The 19215-nt window shown below is 49.3% G+C and carries 14 protein-coding genes and 1 tRNA gene; 6 read left to right on the top strand and 9 right to left on the bottom strand.

Annotated features, from left to right (window positions below):
• From FP815_01680 to FP815_01670, 3 genes are all read right to left on the bottom strand, one after another.
• The coding region (locus tag FP815_01680; protein MBA3013647.1) for an ATP-dependent Clp protease proteolytic subunit at positions 1 to 100 on the bottom strand (100 nt) is incomplete at its 3' end.
• Positions 97 to 1413 (bottom strand): trigger factor, encoded by a 1317-nt coding sequence (gene tig / locus FP815_01675; protein MBA3013646.1) that lies wholly within the window; start codon positions 1411 to 1413, stop codon positions 97 to 99. The genes tig and FP815_01680, both read right to left, overlap by 4 nt.
• Before the next feature lie 125 nt (positions 1414 to 1538).
• Positions 1539 to 1625, bottom strand: a tRNA-Leu gene (locus tag FP815_01670).
• A gap of 463 nt (positions 1626 to 2088) precedes the next feature.
• Here FP815_01670 and FP815_01665 point away from each other — a divergent pair.
• The 5 genes from FP815_01665 to bamA all read left to right on the top strand — a co-directional run bounded on the left by FP815_01665 (position 2089) and on the right by bamA (position 9713).
• The gene (locus FP815_01665; GenBank protein ID MBA3013645.1) at positions 2089 to 3201 is read left to right on the top strand and encodes a hypothetical protein; all 1113 of its coding nucleotides are present in this window, start codon (positions 2089 to 2091) and stop codon (positions 3199 to 3201) included.
• Between the two features lie 185 nt (positions 3202 to 3386).
• On the top strand, positions 3387 to 4871 hold the full coding sequence (gene lysS, locus FP815_01660) for a lysine--tRNA ligase (GenBank protein ID MBA3013644.1): 1485 nt from the start codon (positions 3387 to 3389) through the stop codon (positions 4869 to 4871).
• A gap of 2 nt (positions 4872 to 4873) precedes the next feature.
• On the top strand, positions 4874 to 6103 hold the full coding sequence (locus FP815_01655; GenBank protein ID MBA3013643.1) for a lipoprotein-releasing ABC transporter permease subunit: 1230 nt from the start codon (positions 4874 to 4876) through the stop codon (positions 6101 to 6103).
• Positions 6096 to 6773: an ABC transporter ATP-binding protein gene (locus FP815_01650; GenBank protein ID MBA3013642.1), complete on the top strand. Its 678-nt coding sequence runs from the start codon at positions 6096 to 6098 to the stop codon at positions 6771 to 6773. The genes FP815_01655 and FP815_01650 overlap by 8 nt, the downstream gene beginning before the upstream one ends.
• A gap of 162 nt (positions 6774 to 6935) precedes the next feature.
• Positions 6936 to 9713 carry an outer membrane protein assembly factor BamA gene (gene bamA, locus FP815_01645; GenBank protein MBA3013641.1) on the top strand — a complete coding sequence of 926 codons (2778 nt, stop codon included), beginning with the start codon at positions 6936 to 6938 and terminating at the stop codon, positions 9711 to 9713.
• A 321-nt stretch (positions 9714 to 10034) separates the two neighbouring features.
• On the opposite strand, the gene FP815_01640 is transcribed toward bamA, so the two are convergent.
• Genes FP815_01640 through FP815_01625 form a run of 4 tightly spaced genes read right to left on the bottom strand, consistent with a single transcriptional unit; the run spans position 10035 to position 15049 of the window.
• Positions 10035 to 11054: a tetratricopeptide repeat protein gene (locus tag FP815_01640; protein ID MBA3013640.1), complete on the bottom strand. Its 1020-nt coding sequence runs from the start codon at positions 11052 to 11054 to the stop codon at positions 10035 to 10037.
• 3 nt (positions 11055 to 11057) lie between these two features.
• On the bottom strand, positions 11058 to 12206 hold the full coding sequence (locus FP815_01635; GenBank protein MBA3013639.1) for a hypothetical protein: 1149 nt from the start codon (positions 12204 to 12206) through the stop codon (positions 11058 to 11060).
• Positions 12207 to 12215: 9 nt separating this feature from the next.
• Positions 12216 to 13289 carry a tetratricopeptide repeat protein gene (locus FP815_01630; GenBank protein ID MBA3013638.1) on the bottom strand — a complete coding sequence of 358 codons (1074 nt, stop codon included), beginning with the start codon at positions 13287 to 13289 and terminating at the stop codon, positions 12216 to 12218.
• A 35-nt stretch (positions 13290 to 13324) separates the two neighbouring features.
• The gene (locus FP815_01625) at positions 13325 to 15049 is read right to left on the bottom strand and encodes a hypothetical protein (protein ID MBA3013637.1); all 1725 of its coding nucleotides are present in this window, start codon (positions 15047 to 15049) and stop codon (positions 13325 to 13327) included.
• A gap of 384 nt (positions 15050 to 15433) precedes the next feature.
• Here FP815_01625 and FP815_01620 point away from each other — a divergent pair, with 384 nt between their 5' ends.
• Positions 15434 to 17605 carry an EAL domain-containing protein gene (locus tag FP815_01620; protein MBA3013636.1) on the top strand — a complete coding sequence of 724 codons (2172 nt, stop codon included), beginning with the start codon at positions 15434 to 15436 and terminating at the stop codon, positions 17603 to 17605.
• Positions 17606 to 17838: 233 nt separating this feature from the next.
• On the opposite strand, the gene FP815_01615 is transcribed toward FP815_01620, so the two are convergent.
• Both FP815_01615 and FP815_01610 read right to left on the bottom strand, forming a co-directional pair.
• On the bottom strand, positions 17839 to 18816 hold the full coding sequence (locus FP815_01615; protein ID MBA3013635.1) for a Gfo/Idh/MocA family oxidoreductase: 978 nt from the start codon (positions 18814 to 18816) through the stop codon (positions 17839 to 17841).
• The gene (locus tag FP815_01610; GenBank protein ID MBA3013634.1) at positions 18813 to 19124 is read right to left on the bottom strand and encodes a septum formation initiator family protein; all 312 of its coding nucleotides are present in this window, start codon (positions 19122 to 19124) and stop codon (positions 18813 to 18815) included. The genes FP815_01615 and FP815_01610 overlap by 4 nt, the downstream gene beginning before the upstream one ends.
• Between the last annotated feature and the right edge of the window lie 91 nt (positions 19125 to 19215).

Raw genomic sequence — 19215 nt, 5'->3', positions numbered from 1 at the left:
TCCCGAGAAAGATAATCCGTTCTTTCAGTAGTCTGGAATAGATGTCGTAGGCCCGCTCACCACGCGGGCTTTGTTCGACTACCATCGGTATCAGGTTCATGATTCGACTCCTGAGTCCTTTGCCTCGGCGGCAACAAAATTGACTGTGGCTGAATTTTTCAGGAAGGCCAGAATCTTCTCGTTCAGCAATTCGTTCATGAAGGGGAGCAAATTATTACGTCCTTTGAAGTACTCTTTGACCTCGTCAATCTTCATTCCGTACTGGTCGGCGATCCGTTTGTAGCCGGTAGTGATGTCCTCATTGCTGAGTTTGATGTCTTCGACTTCAGCGATCTTTTTGAGGATAAAGTCACCTTTAACCCGCTTCTCGGCGGCCGAACGGTAGGTCTCGGCCAGCTTTTCGCGGCTGAGGCCAATGGCTTCAAGGGTCAGGTTTTGACGTTCCAAGTTGGTCTCGAAGTCCTTGGCCAAGGCATCAATTTCGTAGGCGACCAGACGGGCCGGTAAATCGAAATTATGGGCTTCGACTATCTTCATCATGACTTTGTCAGTGATGTCTCCTTCCATGGCCTTCTCTTTCTCTTTACGGATTTTTTCGCTGATACTTGAGGTTAAATCGGCCAGGGTGGTAAATTCATCGTTGACATCCTTGGCAAAGTCGTCATCGATTGCAGGCAGAAGGCGTTCCTTGATGTCCTTGACCGTTACTTTGAACTCTACAGTCTTGCCGGCCAGGGTGGTGTTGGCGAAATCAACGGGAAACTGAACCTCGCGCGTGGTCTCCTCTCCTTTGTTCAGGCCGATCAGCATCTCTTCAAACTCTTTCCCATATCGGCCAGAGCCGATATCAACCGGAAATTCGTGGCCAGTCACATGTTTCATGGCCTCACCATTCTCGTAGCCCTGAAAGTCGATGATGATCAGGTCATCCTGCAGTACGCCCCTGCCGGTGGCGGCTTGAAGCGGCGCTATCTCCCGCCGGGTCAACTCGAGTGCTTTGTTGATCTCTTCTTCTGTGACAGTGATTTCCGGGTGCTCGATAGTGATGTCCTTGTATGCTCCGAGTTCAAATTCCGGCTTGACTTCAACTTCAGCCTCATAGGCAAAAGAGCCGTCGTCGGCAAAGGTAAAGGTTTTGATGTCGGGATGTACCACAGCGTTTAGTTTGACCTTGGCTAAGGCATCAAAATAGGTTTCCTGAATCAGGGCGTCGCCAACCTCATTTTTGACCCGGTCGCTGTAGCTTTTCTCCAGGACCTTCATCGGCACCTTACCCTTGCGAAAGCCCTTGATGGATACCTGGGATTGTAATTTATTGTAGGATGCGTCAAGTTTCGGGGCAACAACATCCTTAGGCAGGGTAATCTTCAACGATTTTCTCAGTGCACTGAGGTTTTCAACAGCAACTTCCATCGAATCCTTCCTTATGATTGTGAGAGTTAATGAGCAGGGCCAGAGTCGGGTTTATTTTGAACTGGCTGTAAAAACAAAAGACGCCAACCCATGGGCAGGCCGGCGTTCTTCTTGACATGTCATGATGGTGCGAGAGGGGGGAGTCGAACCCCCAACCACTCACGTGGGCTGGATCCTAAGTCCAGTGCGTCTACCAATTTCACCACTCTCGCAATGTGTCGCAAAATAATCAACTTTGCCAGACCAGTCAAGGCTGGCGTCTTAAATAAATGAATCATGGTGTGACTGGGAAGTGTGCGCTCACTGTTAACCAGTCAATAACAGCCAAGTTTTGGGGATTAGACGGATGTCGCTCGGGTGGAGTACATGGGAAGTTGATGCCCCAGTATCAATTAATATTCAATTGACATCATCATCGTTCCCTGCTAGCTAGTAGTGTTCTTTTTTTGTAACTATCCACCTTCTGACCCAGAAAGGTGGCGAAGCCCAGAACCGTAACTGTTCAGCAGTGCCGCAGATGCTAGGCATCGGCCTGCGATGTGTGCTTTTCGTACATGAGCAGGCCGATAATAGTATGTGTTGCTTGCCTTGAAATTAAAGGTTGAGTCTCCAGACGATTTATTCATTTAGGAATTTTCTTTTTTCGCTCAGTGATCAGTAAACACAGGAACTATCATGCCATTAAATAAGGATAACTTCAAACCCGCTGCCCGAGGGACATTGATTGGCAGTCTGCCTGTGGCCGATTATGGTCAGGCTCTTGATCTGATCATGGCCCACACCCCGGACATTCCTCTTTGGCCGCAATTGCCCTCCAATCCTCTTGAGCGGATGATGAATCAGTTTGTCGAAGGTCTTCCGGGGGTTGTCGAGAGTGACAGTCGAACCTATTTCGATGTGTCTGGTCCTGGGTTTGAGGAAGAACAACTCGCTTTTTTTGAGGATTACCTTGCTGTCGCCGAGTCAACTGCCGCTACCTTGTCTTCACGCTTTGTGGTTTCTGAAGAGAGGGCTAGAGGGATTTATGAACTGAAAAAACGGGCCGCTCAGCACCCTGAAATCTTGGCGGTCAAGGGCCAGATTACCGGACCTTTTACCCTGCTTACCGGACTTTCAGATCAGGATCATCGCTTGGGTTATTATACTCCGGAATTTCGCGAGATGGCGGTCAAGGCACTGGCCATGAAGGGGGCTTGGCAGGTAGAATTCTTGAAGGACCTCAAGGTGCCGGCGCTGGTTTTTATCGATGAACCGGCGTTGGCAGGACTTGGTTCCTCTGCCTTTATCAGCATCAGCAAGGATGATATTGCTCAAGACTTAAGTGAAGTCATTGGCGCTATCAAACAGGCCGGTGGCTTGACCGGAATTCATGTCTGCGCTAACACCGACTGGAATTTTCTGCTCTCTCTAGATCTTGATGTCTTGAGTTTTGATGCCTTTGGCTTTTTTGATCGGTTGATTATCTGCAAGGAGCAGATCCATGAATTTATGGCCCGAGGTGGGGTGATTGCCTGGGGAATTGTGCCTACAGGCGATGTCTCGAGCATTGTCAGTGAAACTTGTGATTCTCTGGTGGCACTATGGGAGAAGCAGGTTGAGGCCCTGGTGGGTGGTGTCTGGGATAAGGAGGCGATTATTGCTCAGAGCATGATTACCCCGAGTTGTGGAACGGGGGCCTTGCCCTTGGATGCAGCGAGTAAAGTATTGGCTCTGGTCAGTGAGGTCTCGGCGGCTATTCGTGCACGATACGTAACTGAAGAGTTGGGTTACGGTCCCCAAAAGGCCTAATCAAACCTACAAAAAAAATCAAGAGTTTCAGTATTCTCGTAGGTTGGGTTAGCAAAGCGTAACCCAACACCTAAGGTGCCATTATTGTTGGGTTACGGCCTAGTGGCCTAACCCAACCTACGAGAAGTCAAGAGTTACAATTTACTAGAATTATTTCACATATAACAGATAAGAGAAACAGCGTCATGGATGAATTGAATCAAGTTTTGCAGCAGCGGCGTCAAAAGGCCCAAGAGTTGGCCGATCTAGGCGCTAGCCTCTACGCCAACGACTTTAAGCCCTCTCACACTATTCGTGAAGTTTTGGCTAAGACTGAGGAAAACGGTGGTGTTTTTCATGGAGATGGACCGCAATATGCTATTGCTGGCCGCATCATGTCGATCCGTAAATTTGGTAAGGCTGCTTTCCTTCACCTGCAGGACGCCTCAGGTAGAATGCAGGTTTATGTTAAAAAGGACGATGTTGGTGATGAGGGTTTTGCTTTCTTTAAGAAGTTTGATATTGGTGATATTGCTGGATTTAATGGTCCGTTGTTTACCACCAAGACTGGGGAAGCGTCGATTGCGGCTACGTCGCTGAAACCGATTACCAAGTCGCTTCGGCCGCTTCCGGAAAAGTTTCATGGTCTCACGGATGTGGAGACACGCTACCGTCAACGCTACGTTGATCTGATCGTCAATCCTGAAGTTAAGAATACCTTCAAGAAGCGGATTGAGATCATTCGCCTGGTTCGGGATTTTCTCAATAATCGCGGGTTCATGGAAGTGGAGACGCCGATGATGCATCCCATCGCCGGTGGAGCCACGGCCCGGCCTTTTAAAACTCACCATAACGCTCTTGATATGACTCTTTATCTGCGGATTGCCCCGGAGCTTTACCTCAAAAGGCTTCTTGTAGGAGGGTTTGACCGGGTGTTTGAGATTAATCGTAATTTTCGGAACGAAGGGCTCTCTACCCGACACAACCCTGAATTTACGATGCTTGAGTTCTATCAGGCCTATGCTACTTATCATGATTTGATGGATTTGACCGAGGAGATGGTCTCCTGGATCGCTGCCGAGGTGGTGGGGACTACCCTGATTACCTATCAGGGCCAGGAGGTAGACCTTACCCCTCCTTGGCGCCGATATACTATGGATGAAGCCTTGATCGAAGTGGGTGGGATTTCAGCGGAGATTCTGGCTGATCCGGCCAAGCTTTTTCAGGCAGTCAAAGAACACGGCATAGCTCTTGATGCCAGCGCTGGTCCAGGCAAGGCCAAGACCGAACTTTTTGAAAAGCTGGTGGAGGAGAAATTGATCGATCCTACCTTTATTACCGCTTACCCCACCGAGGTCTCTCCACTCGCTCGTCGTAACGCGGAAGACCCGTCGGTGACCGACCGCTTTGAGTTGTTTATTACCGGACGCGAAATTGCTAACGCCTTCAGTGAGTTGAACGACCCCATTGATCAGCGTCAACGGATGGAGTTACAGATTGCCAATCGGGGTGATGATGAGGAGATATCTTCTGAACTGGATGCCGATTTTCTGCGTGCCTTGGAGTACGGGATGCCGCCGGCAGCGGGACAGGGGATTGGTATTGATCGTTTGGTCATGCTGCTTACTGACAGTCCTTCTATTCGTGATGTCATTCTCTTTCCTCATCTGCGTTCAGAGGTCATGGGATAAATATGCGCTTTGAGTGGTTTGTCTGTCTCCGTTACCTGAAGGCCAAGCGGAAGCAGAATTTTATCTCCTTGATTTCTGTTATCTCCGTAGCTGGTGTTGCCATCGGAGTTATGGCCCTGATCATTGTTCTTTCGGTTATGACCGGATTTACAGATGAACTCCGAGATAAGATCTTAGGTATCAACTCCCATATTGTTGTTCAGAAACTTGAGGGCCAGATCAGTGATTACTCTGAGATGGCCAGCCAGTTGGATGCAATCCCCGGAGTGGTCGGGACTACACCCTATGTTGTGACTCAAACCATGATCACCAGCGCTGACGCAGGGACAGGCGCTATTGTCAGGGGGATTGACCCTCAGAGCGCTAACCGGGTCCTGGATTTGGATCGCCACCTGAAAGGGGGGGCCATTGCCGACCTGGAGTTGCCAGTAGGACGGGGCGGGGTGCCAGGCATCATCCTCGGCAATGAACTTGCTAAGCAGCTTCGAGTCTTTCCAGGGAGTCGTATTCGGCTGATGTCCACTGCCGGGGCATTGACCCCGATTGGAATTTTGCCCAGGATCAAGACCTGCGAGGTCATTGGCATCTTTAAGACTGATATGTACGAGTACGATTCCGCCATGGCTTTCGTCTCAATGCCGGTAGCGCAGGATTTTTTGGAATTGGGCCAGGATGTCCATGGGGTAGAGGTCCGGTTGACCGACATCTTCAAGGCTCATGAAATGGCACGTCAGATTGAGGAACAATTGGGGCAGGGTACAGTGGCTCGGGATTGGATCAGCACCAATAAGGGGCTTTTCTCTGCCCTTGAGTTGGAAAAAAAATCGATGTTCATTATTATTACCCTGGTGGTGGTGGTGGCCGCCTTTAACATCGTCAGTACCCTGATCATGGTGGTGATGGAGAAAAATAAGGATATTGCCATTCTGAAATCTATGGGGGCCAGGGCCTCTCAGATTATGAAGATTTTTATCTATGAGGGACTGATTATCGGCATCTCCGGGACTGTGGCCGGGGTCTTGGGCGGAGTGGCGGTGTGTGATGTCCTGCGCCGCTATAAATTCATCAAATTGCCTGAGGTTTATCCCATCTCCACCCTGCCGGTTGAGGTAGTGCCTCAGGACGTGCTGCTCATCTCGGCAAGTGCGGTGCTTATTACCTTGCTTGCCACCCTTTACCCATCGTGGCAGGCAGCAAAAATTGATCCGGCCACGGCTCTGCGTTATGAATAATTCCGAGCCGCTCCTGCACGCCAGGGGCATCTGTAAGGCATTTGAACTGTCGGGGACTATCGAAATCCTCAAGGACTTAGAGATCTGTATCGCCGCTGGGGAGATGATTGCCATCATTGGAGCGTCTGGTTCGGGTAAGACGACTCTTCTTAATATCCTAGGCACCTTGGAGCGCCCTGATTCTGGCACAATCCACTATCGGGGGGATGAAATTCTCGCCAGGAGCGATAACGAACTCTGCCGCTTCCGTAATAAATCCATCGGTTTCATGTTTCAGTTTCATCATCTGCTTCCAGAATTCAATGCTTTGGAGAATATCATTATGCCTGGGATCATCGCCGGGCATGATCGTCATGAGTTGGATCATGCAGCACAGGAACTGCTTGCTAAGATCGGTCTTGCCAACCGGATTCGGCATAAGGTTGGTGAATTGTCCGGCGGTGAGCAGCAGCGCGTTTCTCTGGCCCGGGCCCTGATATTGAAGCCTGCCCTGCTCTTGGCCGACGAACCAACCGGTAATCTCGATCCTGATGCCGGTCTCAGGGTGTTCGATCTGATGGCGGAAATGAACCAGACGTGGGGGGTCTCCACAGTCATGGTGACCCATAATTATGATCTTGCTCGGCGGATGGGACGTTGTTTGACCCTTCGGGAAGGGCGTTTGCAGTAATGGATAATATCAGTGAGAGTGGTCACCCTTGGCAGGGTGCGTCAACCGGCAACCGTCAACTGTTCCGATACCTTCTTTCCGATGCAATAGAGATTGAAATTCAGCCCTAGATACGGTAAGGAAAGTATAATTTTCAGTTAGTTGGTCTCAGTTTCCAAATCGATGTATCTTCTTCAACTTCCGTTGCCTGCATTCAGGCGAAAGGCCAAAGGTATAAGGTCAATGCGAATCATAAAACTTCGGCATTCCACCGCCCGTCATATTGTGCTACGAATGATCCCTTTTTCGTGGACTATACTGGCCCTCTTAATGAGTTTAGTGGGTATTTATCCTGAGGCTCGCGCCTTTGCTGCGGACTCTCCGCCCGTAACCGCAACGACAGTCCTGCCTGTCAAGATCAATGCGGGGGATGAGGCGGGCGCAGTTACTCTTGAAGCAGATCAAGCCTTGTATAACGCTGTCAAGGATCTTGGCTTTTCCTTTGTTTCTCGTTCCGAGGCCCAACAGGCTGTTGACTATACTAACGGGGTTTGGCCTCCTCCGGTAAGTGCACTCGGTACCCTGATCACCGGCACGACCGACTACTTGTTAACCGGCAGTCTTACCAAGATGGGTACGGTGGTTTCCATCGATATGGTGGTTATTGATGTTCTCGCTCCAGATCAGATCAAGTATTATTTTGATGAGGGAAAAGCCAGCGATTTGGCTACTATTTTCGCTCGACTTACCAAAAATGTCCAGTCGTTCACCAACCGGGCTACCCGTGTCGCTAGTATCGCCATCAGCGGCAACAAGAAGATCGAATCAGGCGCCATCATCCACAAGGTAACACTGAAGGCAGGCGATCAGTATCAATCTGCTTCCCTGCGCCAAGCGATCAAAGATATTTATGCGATGGGGTATTTTGATAATATTCTTGTTCATTCGAGCGATACTGCCGAGGGTAAGGCGCTGATTTTTGAAGTTACCGAAAAACCGGTGGTCGGCCAGATCTCGATTGACGGTGAGGATGAGTTGAAGGAGGAGAAGATCCGGGAAGTGATCACGGTGACGGTCAATAGTATCATCAGCACTCAGGATGTGCAGAGGTCTGCCGAGGCTATCAAGCAACTCTATAAGGACGAAGGGTATTATAACACCACAGTTGTTTCTGACACCAAAGTCGCTAAGACCGGCAAGGTTGATGTCTCCTTCACCATCAAGGAGGGGCCTAAGGTCTATATTAAGGAGTTAACTGTTACCGGCAATACGGCATTTAAGAGTAAGGCTCTGGTAAAGATTCTGCAGACCTCTAAAAAGGGGTGGTTTTCCTGGTTTACGGATAGTGGGATCTTGAAACGTGATCTGCTGGCACAGGATGCAGACAGGTTAGTTGCCTTCTATAACAATAACGGCTTTGTCGATGCTAAGGTCGGTGAGCCTGAGGTAACCCAGAAGGATGAATGGCTTTTTATTAATTTCAATATCGCCGAGGGCGACCGTTACAAGGTCGGCACCGTGGATTTAAGCGGTGACCTCATTGAAGGCAAGAGCGATTTGATGGGATTGACACAGATTATTAAAGAGCCGTACTTTAGTCGTAAGACGTTGCGCGAGGATATCTTAAGAATTACGGACCGCTACTCAGAGAAGGGCTACGCCTTTGCTGAGGTCATACCTTCCACTGCCAAGGACGATGCTAATAAACGGGTCAATATTGTCTTGAACATCAACAAGAAAGAGCTGGTTCACATCAACCGGATCGTGATCAAGGGTAACTCGCGGACCCGTGATAAGGTCATTCGTCGAGAGATGCAGGTCAAAGAGAGTGGCCTTTTTAACTCGGTGGCGTTGAAGAAGAGTCAGGAAAAACTCAACCGTCTTGAATATTTTGAAGCGGTTGAGATTACCCCAGTGCCGACCATGGATGAAAGCTTGATGGATCTGCAGGTGGATGTCAAGGAGAAGGCGACCGGAAACTTCAGTATTGGAGCAGGCTACAGTTCGGTAGACAGCTTTATGTTCATGTCCGAGGTCAGTCAGAATAATTTTCTAGGCAAAGGACAGAGGGTGTCGCTCAAGGCCAATATCAGCGGTGTGAGCAATCAGTATAGTTTTAATTTTACGGAACCTCATCTGGCGGACAGTAACTTGCTCTTCGGCTTCGATGTGTTTAACTGGATGCGGGAGTATGACGATTTTACCAAGGATTCCCAAGGGGTTGGGCTCCGTTTTGGGTATCCGCTTTGGGAGAAGTGGCATATGTCAACCGGGTACACCTTTGAAGACAGCACCTTGAGTGATGTAAAGGATACTGCTTCAAAAATTATCAAGGATTCGATGAATATCAATGTCACCAGCTCCGTGGGACTTGGTTTTGCTCGCGACAGTCGCGATAAGTTTACAGACCCCAGCACTGGTTCCTTGAATACCATAAACTCGAAGTATGCCGGTGGAGTATTGGGTGGTGATGCCGAGTTCACCAAGTTTGAGGGGAGTTCGAGTTGGTTTTTCAGGTTGCCCTGGGAGACCACGTTCCACTATAAGCTGGCCGCGGGATATGCATTTGCCAATTCAACTGATAAACTTCCGGTCTTTGAAAAATTTTATCTTGGCGGAATGAACACGATCCGTGGCTTTAAGTCTTCTAATATCAGCCCGCGTGATCCCCCTGTTACTGGAGAGAAGATTGGTGGCGGCAAGATGTGGTATTCAAATACAGAATGGATTTTCCCACTGGTGAAAGATGCCGGGCTCAAGGGGGTGGTTTTCTTTGATTGCGGTAACGTCTATGATGAGCACGGGAACTGGGACTTCGGGGTGATTAAGAAGAGTGTCGGTGGTGGTTTTCGTTGGCTGTCACCGATGGGTCCGCTTCGTTTGGAGTGGGGCTATAACCTTGATCCCACTGAGTACGAGGTTCAGAGTAACTGGGATTTCAGCTTGGGCGGGTCGTTCTGATTTAACAGCGCGTATACGAGGGAGTTGTTAGCAGCAAGGGGGCGCCAGAAATCTGGCTGCCCCCTTGCTGCTTTTTGGGTAAGAGTGGATTGGGGAGTTTTTTCTAACTTTCCATGATATTGAAAGCGATACTGACGAAGTTAATTATTTCTGGTGGATAAGCGCAGCTACTTTCAGGTGTGCTCAGAGTGACTGTGATCAGTATCATAGTCGGTCATGATTCATCGGATGATGGGTGATGTCAGTGAGCGAGATCAGTCATTGCCCAGGTTCATTAACCGCCAACTGATAACCGTAAACCGATAACCTGAAGCAGTAAAATTAGTTATTCAGGTCGTCCATCAACCTTGAAACGGCAAGTTTGTTCAAGCGGATTGCTTTGGCAATCTGACCGTTTTTCTCATAGAATTCGGCCAGCGAGACAATCACTTCAAGCTGGGGGTTCGGGCTGATCAGGGCATGTTCCAAAATTGGAATGGCTTGGTCCAGCGAGCCTTTCTGGTAGAGGACGATGCCAAGGCCGGATAGGGCTTCATCAGACTCCTTGTCGATCTCCAAAGCTTTGCGGTATGATTGTTCTGCTTGGTCGAGTTTTCCCAAGGCATGCTGAACATTACCGAGCCCGATATAGGCATCAATTGCTTTAGGCATGATTTTGAGTGCGGTCATGAATTCGCGCAGCGCCGCTCCGTGCATCTTTTTACCCAGCATGACTCTACCGTAGTTCACTCTTCTGATGTACTCCTTTTCCTCTGTGCTTCTTGATATATTTTGTTCGAGTTTAAAGGAGTTTTGCCATTGCTCCTTGGTCCAGTCTCCTAAGAGGAATTTCAGGTTATTGGTGAGGATCTCGTCTATGTTGGAGGTATAGGGCACCACCGCTTGCAAGGTGCCATCTCCGCCAATAAGAATGGCTAAGGGCATCATGAAGACACCGTACCGATCATAGATATTACGCTTGCTATCATCAAGGACTGGGATAGTGATGACTTTGTCTTGGAGGTACCTTTTAATGGTGTCTTTTCCCTGGTCATCGGAAGAAACACCATAACACTGGACTCGGCCTTGAAAGTCGGTATTGAGTTTGGAGAGAACCTGGGCTAAGGCCAAGGACCGTTTTTCCTTGAAGGCTGGGGTTATTGAGAGGAAGATCAGGACCGAAGGTTTGCCAGTCGCAGTGTTAAAGGATACTTGTGTGCCGTTGGCGATGTCTGGGAGAGTGAATGAGGGGAGTTTGGTGTTTTCCTTGAAGTTGATCAGTTCATGGGGGGCCGATAATGTGATAGCCGGAAACAGAGCGCTCATGGCTGTCACTATGATCAATAAGATTACTCTGTACATACGTTATTTCCCCCCAGGGGTGTGGCAACGGGTACAAAGATTCATTACTTCTTCCTCATCCAGCAGCTTGGGGAAGTCTGAGGCATGGGGAGAGTGGCAGCTGACGCAGGACAATTTATCTCCTCGTGCTTTTTTGCTGCTGTCCTTGATTGAGACCGGATGTCCCTGCACCGGATGATTGTTGCCGATTCTTTTGATGGATTCATGACAGCCTAGGCACAGGTCGTTACCGGTGTTGGTCAGTTGCCGTGGATGAGAGCTGGCATGGGGGTGATGACAAGCGATGCACCCTTTGTCTTTCAGTACTCCGTGGACCACAGGTCGGCTGAGTATGTCTTGCATGTCATGGCAGAACGCGCAGAGCAGAGTTGGTTCGTTTTCGAGAAGTTTTGGCCACTTTGAGGCGTGCGGGTCGTGGCATTGGTTGCATGCCCCCATGCCGAGTGGCCCATGGACAAAGGGGAGGGTGGTGACCTCTTTTTCAACAGATGGGTGGCAAGTATAGCAGAGAATGGAAATTTCACGAACATTGTCTACGGTGAAACGAAGAGGCTCATCTTCACTCCATGGGCTCTCCTTGGCTTCCGATTGGTGGCATTGCAGACACTGCCAATTGATCGAAGCTGGGGCATGTTGACTTTGTTTTCCTTCAAAATCGTTGTGATGACAGGGAAAGCAGATCTGGGACTTAATTTTTCCCCTCGGATTGAGATCTGGCGGTGCGATGGTAAATCGGTGGCATGCCTGGCACCTTGCTTCGTTAGTGAGGGTGTGAAATGGGATGTAGGTGAAATCCTCGGGGACAAGGCCGTTCATATAACTTGGAACGAAGAAGACATCGGCGCTGTAGATTGCCTGTCCACCATCACGGAGTTCGATGGTGGTTTTTTCTGCATAGGTGAGGTGAAAACGAACGTGGAGGCTATTTTGGTGTTTGACTGCGGACACCTGTGATTTTTCAGCCGGTGATCCGTTGATGGAGAAACTGAATTGAGTGAGAGGGGACTTGGTTGGTCTGATTAAGGTGAAATAGGGCGTTGTGGACCAGATTTTTTTTATCACGGCCCCTGCTCTTGCCTGGGACGGTAAAGCAAGTCCCACGATAGTGAATATAATAAGTGATCTGGCAATGGCGGCAGTGATGGGGCTCATGGGCGGTACCTATTTCCATCGTTGATCGTACATTGTCATTAGTCGTGAAATTGCCAATTTGTTAAGGCGGTTGGCCTTGGTGTTATCCCCTTTCTTCTCATAGATGTCAGCCAGGGCGATAATTACTTCGAGTCTCGGTTCCGGTGCGATAAAGGCGCTTTCCAGTTCATGCAGGGCTTTGTCTGTATCGCCTTTGCCGTAATAGGCGAGGCCTAGTCCGGCGATAGCGCTATCGGAGTCCTTGTCGATGCCCTGCGCCTTTCTAAACACCTCCTCTGCCTTTGCCCAATCTTTCAGAGCGATATAGGTGAATCCCAGTTCAAGATGGGCTTCAATTGCTTGCGGCGCCAGTTTGATCGCATTCGAAAATTCTCTGACTGCCTGGCTGTGCATCTGTTTGCCCATCATGATTTTTCCGTAATTAACCCGGCGGATATATTCTTTTTCTTCTGAGCTTTTTGCTGTTTCCTCGGTTGGGGTCAGGGATGCCTGCAACTGTTCTTTAGTCCATTCTCCGAGGAGAAGTTTGAAGTTGCCATCGATTAACTCCCGGATATTATAAGTGTAGGGAATGACTTCGTGCAAGGTGCCATTGCCTTTGATCATCACGGCCAATGGCATCATGAATACTCCGTAACGGTCGTTTACGACTTTTTTCGGGTCGTTGTAAATGGCCATTTTACTGGCAAAGGGCTTGACATAGTCTTTGACAGTCTGTACCCCTTGGTCGTCGCTGAAGACGCCAACAATTTCGATCTTGTTTTTGTAATGATCGATGACTGCGGCCATGGCGCTTAATAGGGCGAGGGAGCGTTTTTGCCGGAATTCAGGCCTGATTGAAAAGAAGATGATCATTGACGGTTTGTCTTCTTTACCTGGGGTGAAGGTCTTGCCCTTCTGGCCATCTATGGTGTCCAGGGTAAAAGATGGTAGTGTGTCGCCAGACTTGAAGTTGCGCAGGGTGGCTTTTTCGGCCTCTTCCGCCCAGGCGGAAGAGCCGAAAATGGTGAAGAAGAGGCTTACGCCAAGTAGGGCTGCCATGAGAGGGAGGCGTGTGTTTGGCTTGATAGCAGTGACGGTCATGGTTAATCCTTTGTTAATCTTAAGTCGGCAGATGGTTATTGTTTGGTCGCTTTGGGGTTTTCGCGATCATAATCTCTTGGCTTGTGGCAGCCCACCACACAGCCACCTCCGGTATCTGTTTTGCTGAAATCCATGGTGATCGAAAAGTTTTTCTTAAAGGGGATTTCGGTCCGGATGTGTTTGGGTTGGTTGGAGGCGTGGATGTCGTGGCAGGTCATACAGGTTCTTCCATCTTTTTCGCGGTGGACGTGGACATAATGGAGATTGCTGGCGCCGTTACGAAATCCGGTTTCTATGTTTTTGCTATCGGTGATAACTCTGCTGTTGTGGCAGTTGAAACACAGTTCGTAGTGCTTCGCGTCAAAATCTTCACTGTAATTGGCGGTGAAGTTGGCCCGTAGTAACTCTTTGTGTTCAGAGCCATGGACTTGATGGCACTGGGCGCAGTCGTCGGTGCGCACCGGACCGTGTTGGTATTTGCTGCTCTTGATGAGCTTTTTAAGCTCTTTGTGACACCCGAAGCAGGCGTCCTGCATGGAAGTGTTCAGTTGTTTTTTGAAGTTGGTGGAGTGCGGGGTGTGGCAGATGGTGCATTTGCCCTCGGCCACAGGCTTGTGGGGGATGCTGCTCTTGTCGATTTGCTTTGAGACCTCGGGGTGAAGTTTGCGGTGGCACATCAGGCAGGACTCCTTGAGCGGCTGGTCGTATTTGATGTAGTTGCCGTTCTTGTCCTTAGGAGTTATCAGGTGGTTTTCGGCATCCGAGCCGTGGGGGTCGTGGCAGAGAGAGCAGTCTTTTTTGACCGGCTCATGGACGTATTTTCGTTTGAACTCATCTTCCCGCTCCTCGTGGCAGTTCAAGCACAATGCTGATCCTTCAGCAGTGAGCAGTCTCTTGAAATCAGAGATGTGGGGAGAGTGACAGGCGTTACAGTCACCAGACTCGAAGGGGTCGTGCATATATTTGTATTTGACCATACTTTTGCTGTGACAGCTGGTGCAAAGCTCGACAATTGAATCAAATTTCAGATGGTAGGCAGCATTAGATTGGTGGGGGTCATGACAGAGAGTGCATTCGCCCTGTTTGATCGGAAAATGAACTACCTTGCCGCTGCTGGCCATTCCTTCACTCTCGCTGTGGCAGGTGAAACATAAAGCGCTTCGATCCTTACTGGTGAATTTTTTGAACGGTGTGCCGTGAGGATTATGGCATTCAATGCAGGATCGGTCTGCGAAGGGGCCGTGTTTGGATTTTTTATCACCGATGGTGTTGTGGCAGGTCTGAGTGATGCAAGAGAGTTTCTGTTTGGTCGTGGTATAGTTTTTGTTTGTTGATTCCTGGGGGTGGCATTGATCACAGGCGCCGGTTAGTTCGCTGCTGCTGTGCAGATATAACGGGTTGAACCCTTTAGGTGGACGGCCGCTGTCCTTGGTGTAAAGAAAAATGGAGAAGGCAGGGGCTTTCGTTCCTGTGAGAGTCAGGGTGTTTAAACCTGATGACAGGGTGATGAGCTGGTTGAATGCTCCATTTACTGCCGGGGCGGCGAATTCCTGGTTACCTTGTGCGTTGTTGAGTTGAATGGCGCTGGCTGGGTCTTGTTCTGTGCTCAAGCCGACGACCCTAATTTGGGGTTGATTGACAAAGCTCTTGTCGGTGGGGAAGATAATGCCTGTTTTATAGCCATGGCAGAGCGCCGACGAAAAAAGGCTGATAAGAATCAGGGCAGTTGGGAGAAGGACACGGGATGTTCTGTGTTTCATTATAAGGCCTTGTGATCAGGGGTCAGGGGTATTCTTTGCCGGCGGTAGCCTCGGGCCGGTAATGATAGAAAAAATTGTATAGGAAGAATGTGATGAAATCCAGAGAATATTTTTTTTTCCACAAGAGGAGTGAAAAATGGACGTAATTCTCATGAGTCACACGGTCACTTTAATCGTTACCAGAGGAGGTCACGGGATTGTCTCTTAGTTTTGCAAACATCAGGTTGCGGAGGTAGAATTTTTTAATTTTGCAATGGTAGAAAATATCACTTAGGGGCAAAGATAACTCTTGGATTATGAGTGGAAAAAGTCGGTAGGAGTATTAATCAAGCGATAAGGACTTTTTTTCTGCTTGCCAGCTCGGAAATCTCCTGCGTAATATGTATGAGAGTCATTATTAGCCATCTAACAGAGAACGGATTTTTTATGCTAAGCGCCATCCTCACAGAAGATCAATCGTATCTTGTCCAAATCGTGGATGACGATAAGATTCTCCGCCAGATTTTGAGCATGGGAATGTCGAAGGCTGGATTTTTTACGGCGGAATCGAAAAACGGACTAGATGCCGTTGCCGATTTCCAGAACCTGATGCCTGATGCTATTCTCCTCGATGTTATTATGCCAGATCTGGATGGGTTTGAGGTCTGTTCCCGCATCCGGCGGTTGCCGGGAGGTGAGCGGGTACCAATTATCATGATTACCGGCCAGGATGATTATCAATCGATCAATCAGGCATTTGAATCTGGGGCTACCGATTTTGTTGTCAAACCGATTAATCCTTTGCTGCTTAGTTATCGGATTCGTTATATTATTCGGGCCAACCAGGCGATCTGTGATCTTGATGTCCGGGAACTGATGCTGGCCTCGGCCCGGGAGCTTGCCCACCTCACTAATTGGGAGTGGCGGGTGACAGACGATTCCGTGAGCTGGGGGGAGGCGATGTGCCGGATGGTTGGTATTCCACCGGGGAGTGCGCCACGGTCCTATGAAGAGTTTCTCGATTTGGTCACTATTGAAGATCGTAAGGCCGTGAGTGATGCAATCGCGTATGCGTTGGAACGCAATAGCAATATCTCTTTTGAGCATCGCCTGATCACAGCAGACGGAATTGAGTTGACGTTTCGACAGGATGGAGTTGTGATGAGGGGTACGGATGGCGCACCGACTCAAATTCTTTTTACCTGTCAGGATATTACTCAGACCAAGATTGCTGAACAGAAGATTAAATTTCTCGCGTATTATGATCGACTGACCGGGCTGCCAAATCGTTTTCTCTTTAAGGAACATCTGGCCAAAGCCCTGACCAATTGTCGCAGGAATGGGTTGTTTCTGGCGGTGCTCTATATAGATATTGATAATTTTCGAAACATTAATAATACCTTTGGCCGAGAGATTGGTGACAGGATTTTAAAAGAGGTCTCTTCCAGGCTGCGCGAATGCTTGCGTCGCTCTGATACTGCCGGTAATGTTGCAGATAATGAAGTGACCGCCCGTTTTGGCGCGGATGAGTTCGGTATCATCTTGGAGGGGCTCAAGGATATGGCGGATGCTGCCATCGTCGCTCGCCGGATCATTGACATCCTGACCAAGGTGATCTTGGTTGGTGATAATGAAATCTTTCTCAATTCACGGGTTGGGGTATCTGTTTTTCCTAATGATGGAGAGAGCGTTGATGATTTGATGAAAAGTGCCGATTCGGCGTTGTCATGCGCTAAGGAACTGGAACGAAACAGTTATCAGTTTTATACGGCGGAGCTTAACACTAAGGCCTTTGCTCGTTTTGCCTTAGAAACAAGTCTACGTCGGGCGGTGGAGCGGCAGGAGTTCGTCTTGCTCTATCAACCCCAAGTCAGTCTGGCAAGTGGCAGGGTGACCGGGGTTGAAGCCCTGATTCGCTGGATACATCCGGATTTGGGGATGGTTTCTCCCCTGGAGTTCATTCCTTTGGCAGAGGAGACCGGCTTGATTGTTCCGATTGGCGCCTGGGTGTTGCGTACGGCCTGCGCCCAGTGCCAGGCATGGTTTGAGGCGGGTATGGAGATCAGGGTGGCGATTAATCTTTCCGCCGGGCAGTTTAAAGATGAGACGCTTATTGATGATATCAGGAGAGTGTTGTCCGAAACCAAGGTCAAGCCTGAACTCATTGAGCTGGAAATTACGGAATCCATGTTGATGGACAATGTCGATGGCAGTATTGATCGGTTGGATAAGATCAGCCAGTTCGGGTGCCGGTTGTCAATCGACGATTTTGGCACCGGGTATTCGTCACTCAATTATCTGAAACGGTTCCCGGTGGATGTGCTGAAGGTGGACCGCTCGTTTGTCAGTGATCTGACCGATAGTGAGGATGATGCCATGATCGTTAAGGCCATCGTTACGTTGGCCCATAACCTTGATCTTGAGGTGGTTGCCGAAGGGGTGGAAACCAGGGATCATTTGAGTTATCTTTCCTACCTTGGTTGTGATCTGATTCAGGGGTATCTGGTCAGTCGGCCTGTGACCAGTAAGCAGGTAGAAGCATTTTTCGGGGACTGGACAATCAGCAACTTGACTTAGGGCCTCGGTCGTAATAAATTGTCCCAATATTGCGTAGGATTTCCGATCGTATTCGAGGAGCGGTAACAGGCGCATAGCAGCGCTATGTAACTGTTACCGGGACGAAGAAGACGACCGGAAAGACAAGCAAGATGGGATGATTTTTTTGACCGAGGCCCTTAACTGCTCAGGTTGTCGGTTTGCGGTTGTCAGTTGACCGTAGACCAGTAATTGATTGTCGACAAGCAAGGGAGTTAACTTGTTTCGACATTCACCCACTCTCCGCTAGCGGCGGAGAGCTGCGCTGCCTCGCAAACCATAACTGCAGCGAGACCCTCCTCCCCTGGAATTGGATTATCTCCGCTCCCTTCAAGAAAGGATAGCCAGTCTGCAAGCAGTGGCCTGAGCGCTGGATGTAGAGGTTCATGCGCCTGGGGCGTAATGATCGTGCCCTGCACCAGCTCAATCATTCCGTGGACTTGGTCTCCTTGGAGTTGTCCTTCGTCTCCCGTGAACTCATAACGCCCCGCCCGTGCCGATCCGACCTTGCCCGCTATCACCATCCCCACCAAACCTTGTGACATTTCAATTTGTGCTGAGAATAGATCTTCAAGCCTGGGATTATGGACCTGGAAAGATGATGCTCTGATTCGGATAAATTCTTGTCCGGTGATGAACCTGATCGCGTCAAAGACATGGACCGCTGTATGAAAGATGACTCCACCTCCAGCTCGCTTGGGGTCAGTCAACCAGGGGAGAGTTGATGGTTCCAGGTGGTGAGAGGCAGAGAAGGCATGGAGCCGTCCGATAGAGGGCAGGGCATGGCGTAATCCGGTGATGATCGGGTTGTACCGCAGGGTCTGGGCGACGGTGAGTGGCAGCCCGGCTTCTCGGAAGTCGATTACCATGGATTTAGCTGCGGCAGTGTCAACTGTCAGGGGTTTTTCGATCAGGAGCGGTTTTCTGTAGTGCAGGCAGGCCGCGGCTATGTGCGGGTTGAGGTCGGGAGTGGTGACACTGATTATTGCCTCAGTGCGTGGGTCGGCAATGAGGTCACGCCAGTCGGCGTGGAAGATGGCATGCCATTTTTTGGCTTGCTCTTCTCCCTCAGATTCTGATTGCCTGCAGATAGCAGTTAACTCGGCGCGATCAGCGAAATCTTTGAGCAGATGGTTGGCATAGCGGCTACCATGTTTGCCGGTGCCGATGATGCCAATTTTTCGATGAGTCATTCTCTTTTGGATTTTTTTACTGGAACTTCAAAAACGATCTCATTTTTTTTGATCATCCCGAACTCTTCGCGGGCAATTTTTTCAACATAGCTTGAGTCGTTCTTGAGATGGGATATCTCGTTTTTTAATTCCTGATTTTGGGTTTGCAGGGTAGTGATTTCAGTTTGGATCTGGGTAAGGTCGTTGCGAAGGGCAAGGTACTCCCGGCAACCATATGGGGCAAAGTAGACAACAAGGCCCAGGGCAAAAATAAACGCGGCCAGCATGAAACCGATATTCTGATATTTTTGAATAGTTGATGGGGGCATGGATTACAAATTAGCAGTTACGAATTAATGGAGGTAACTACACAGGTTAACGGTAATCAGTTATCGGTTTACGGTTAAAAGAATCATGGTT

Source organism: Desulfobulbaceae bacterium (genome assembly GCA_013792005.1).
GTDB lineage: Bacteria > Desulfobacterota > Desulfobulbia > Desulfobulbales > VMSU01 > VMSU01.
This window is presented reverse-complemented; position numbering and strand designations above follow the sequence as displayed.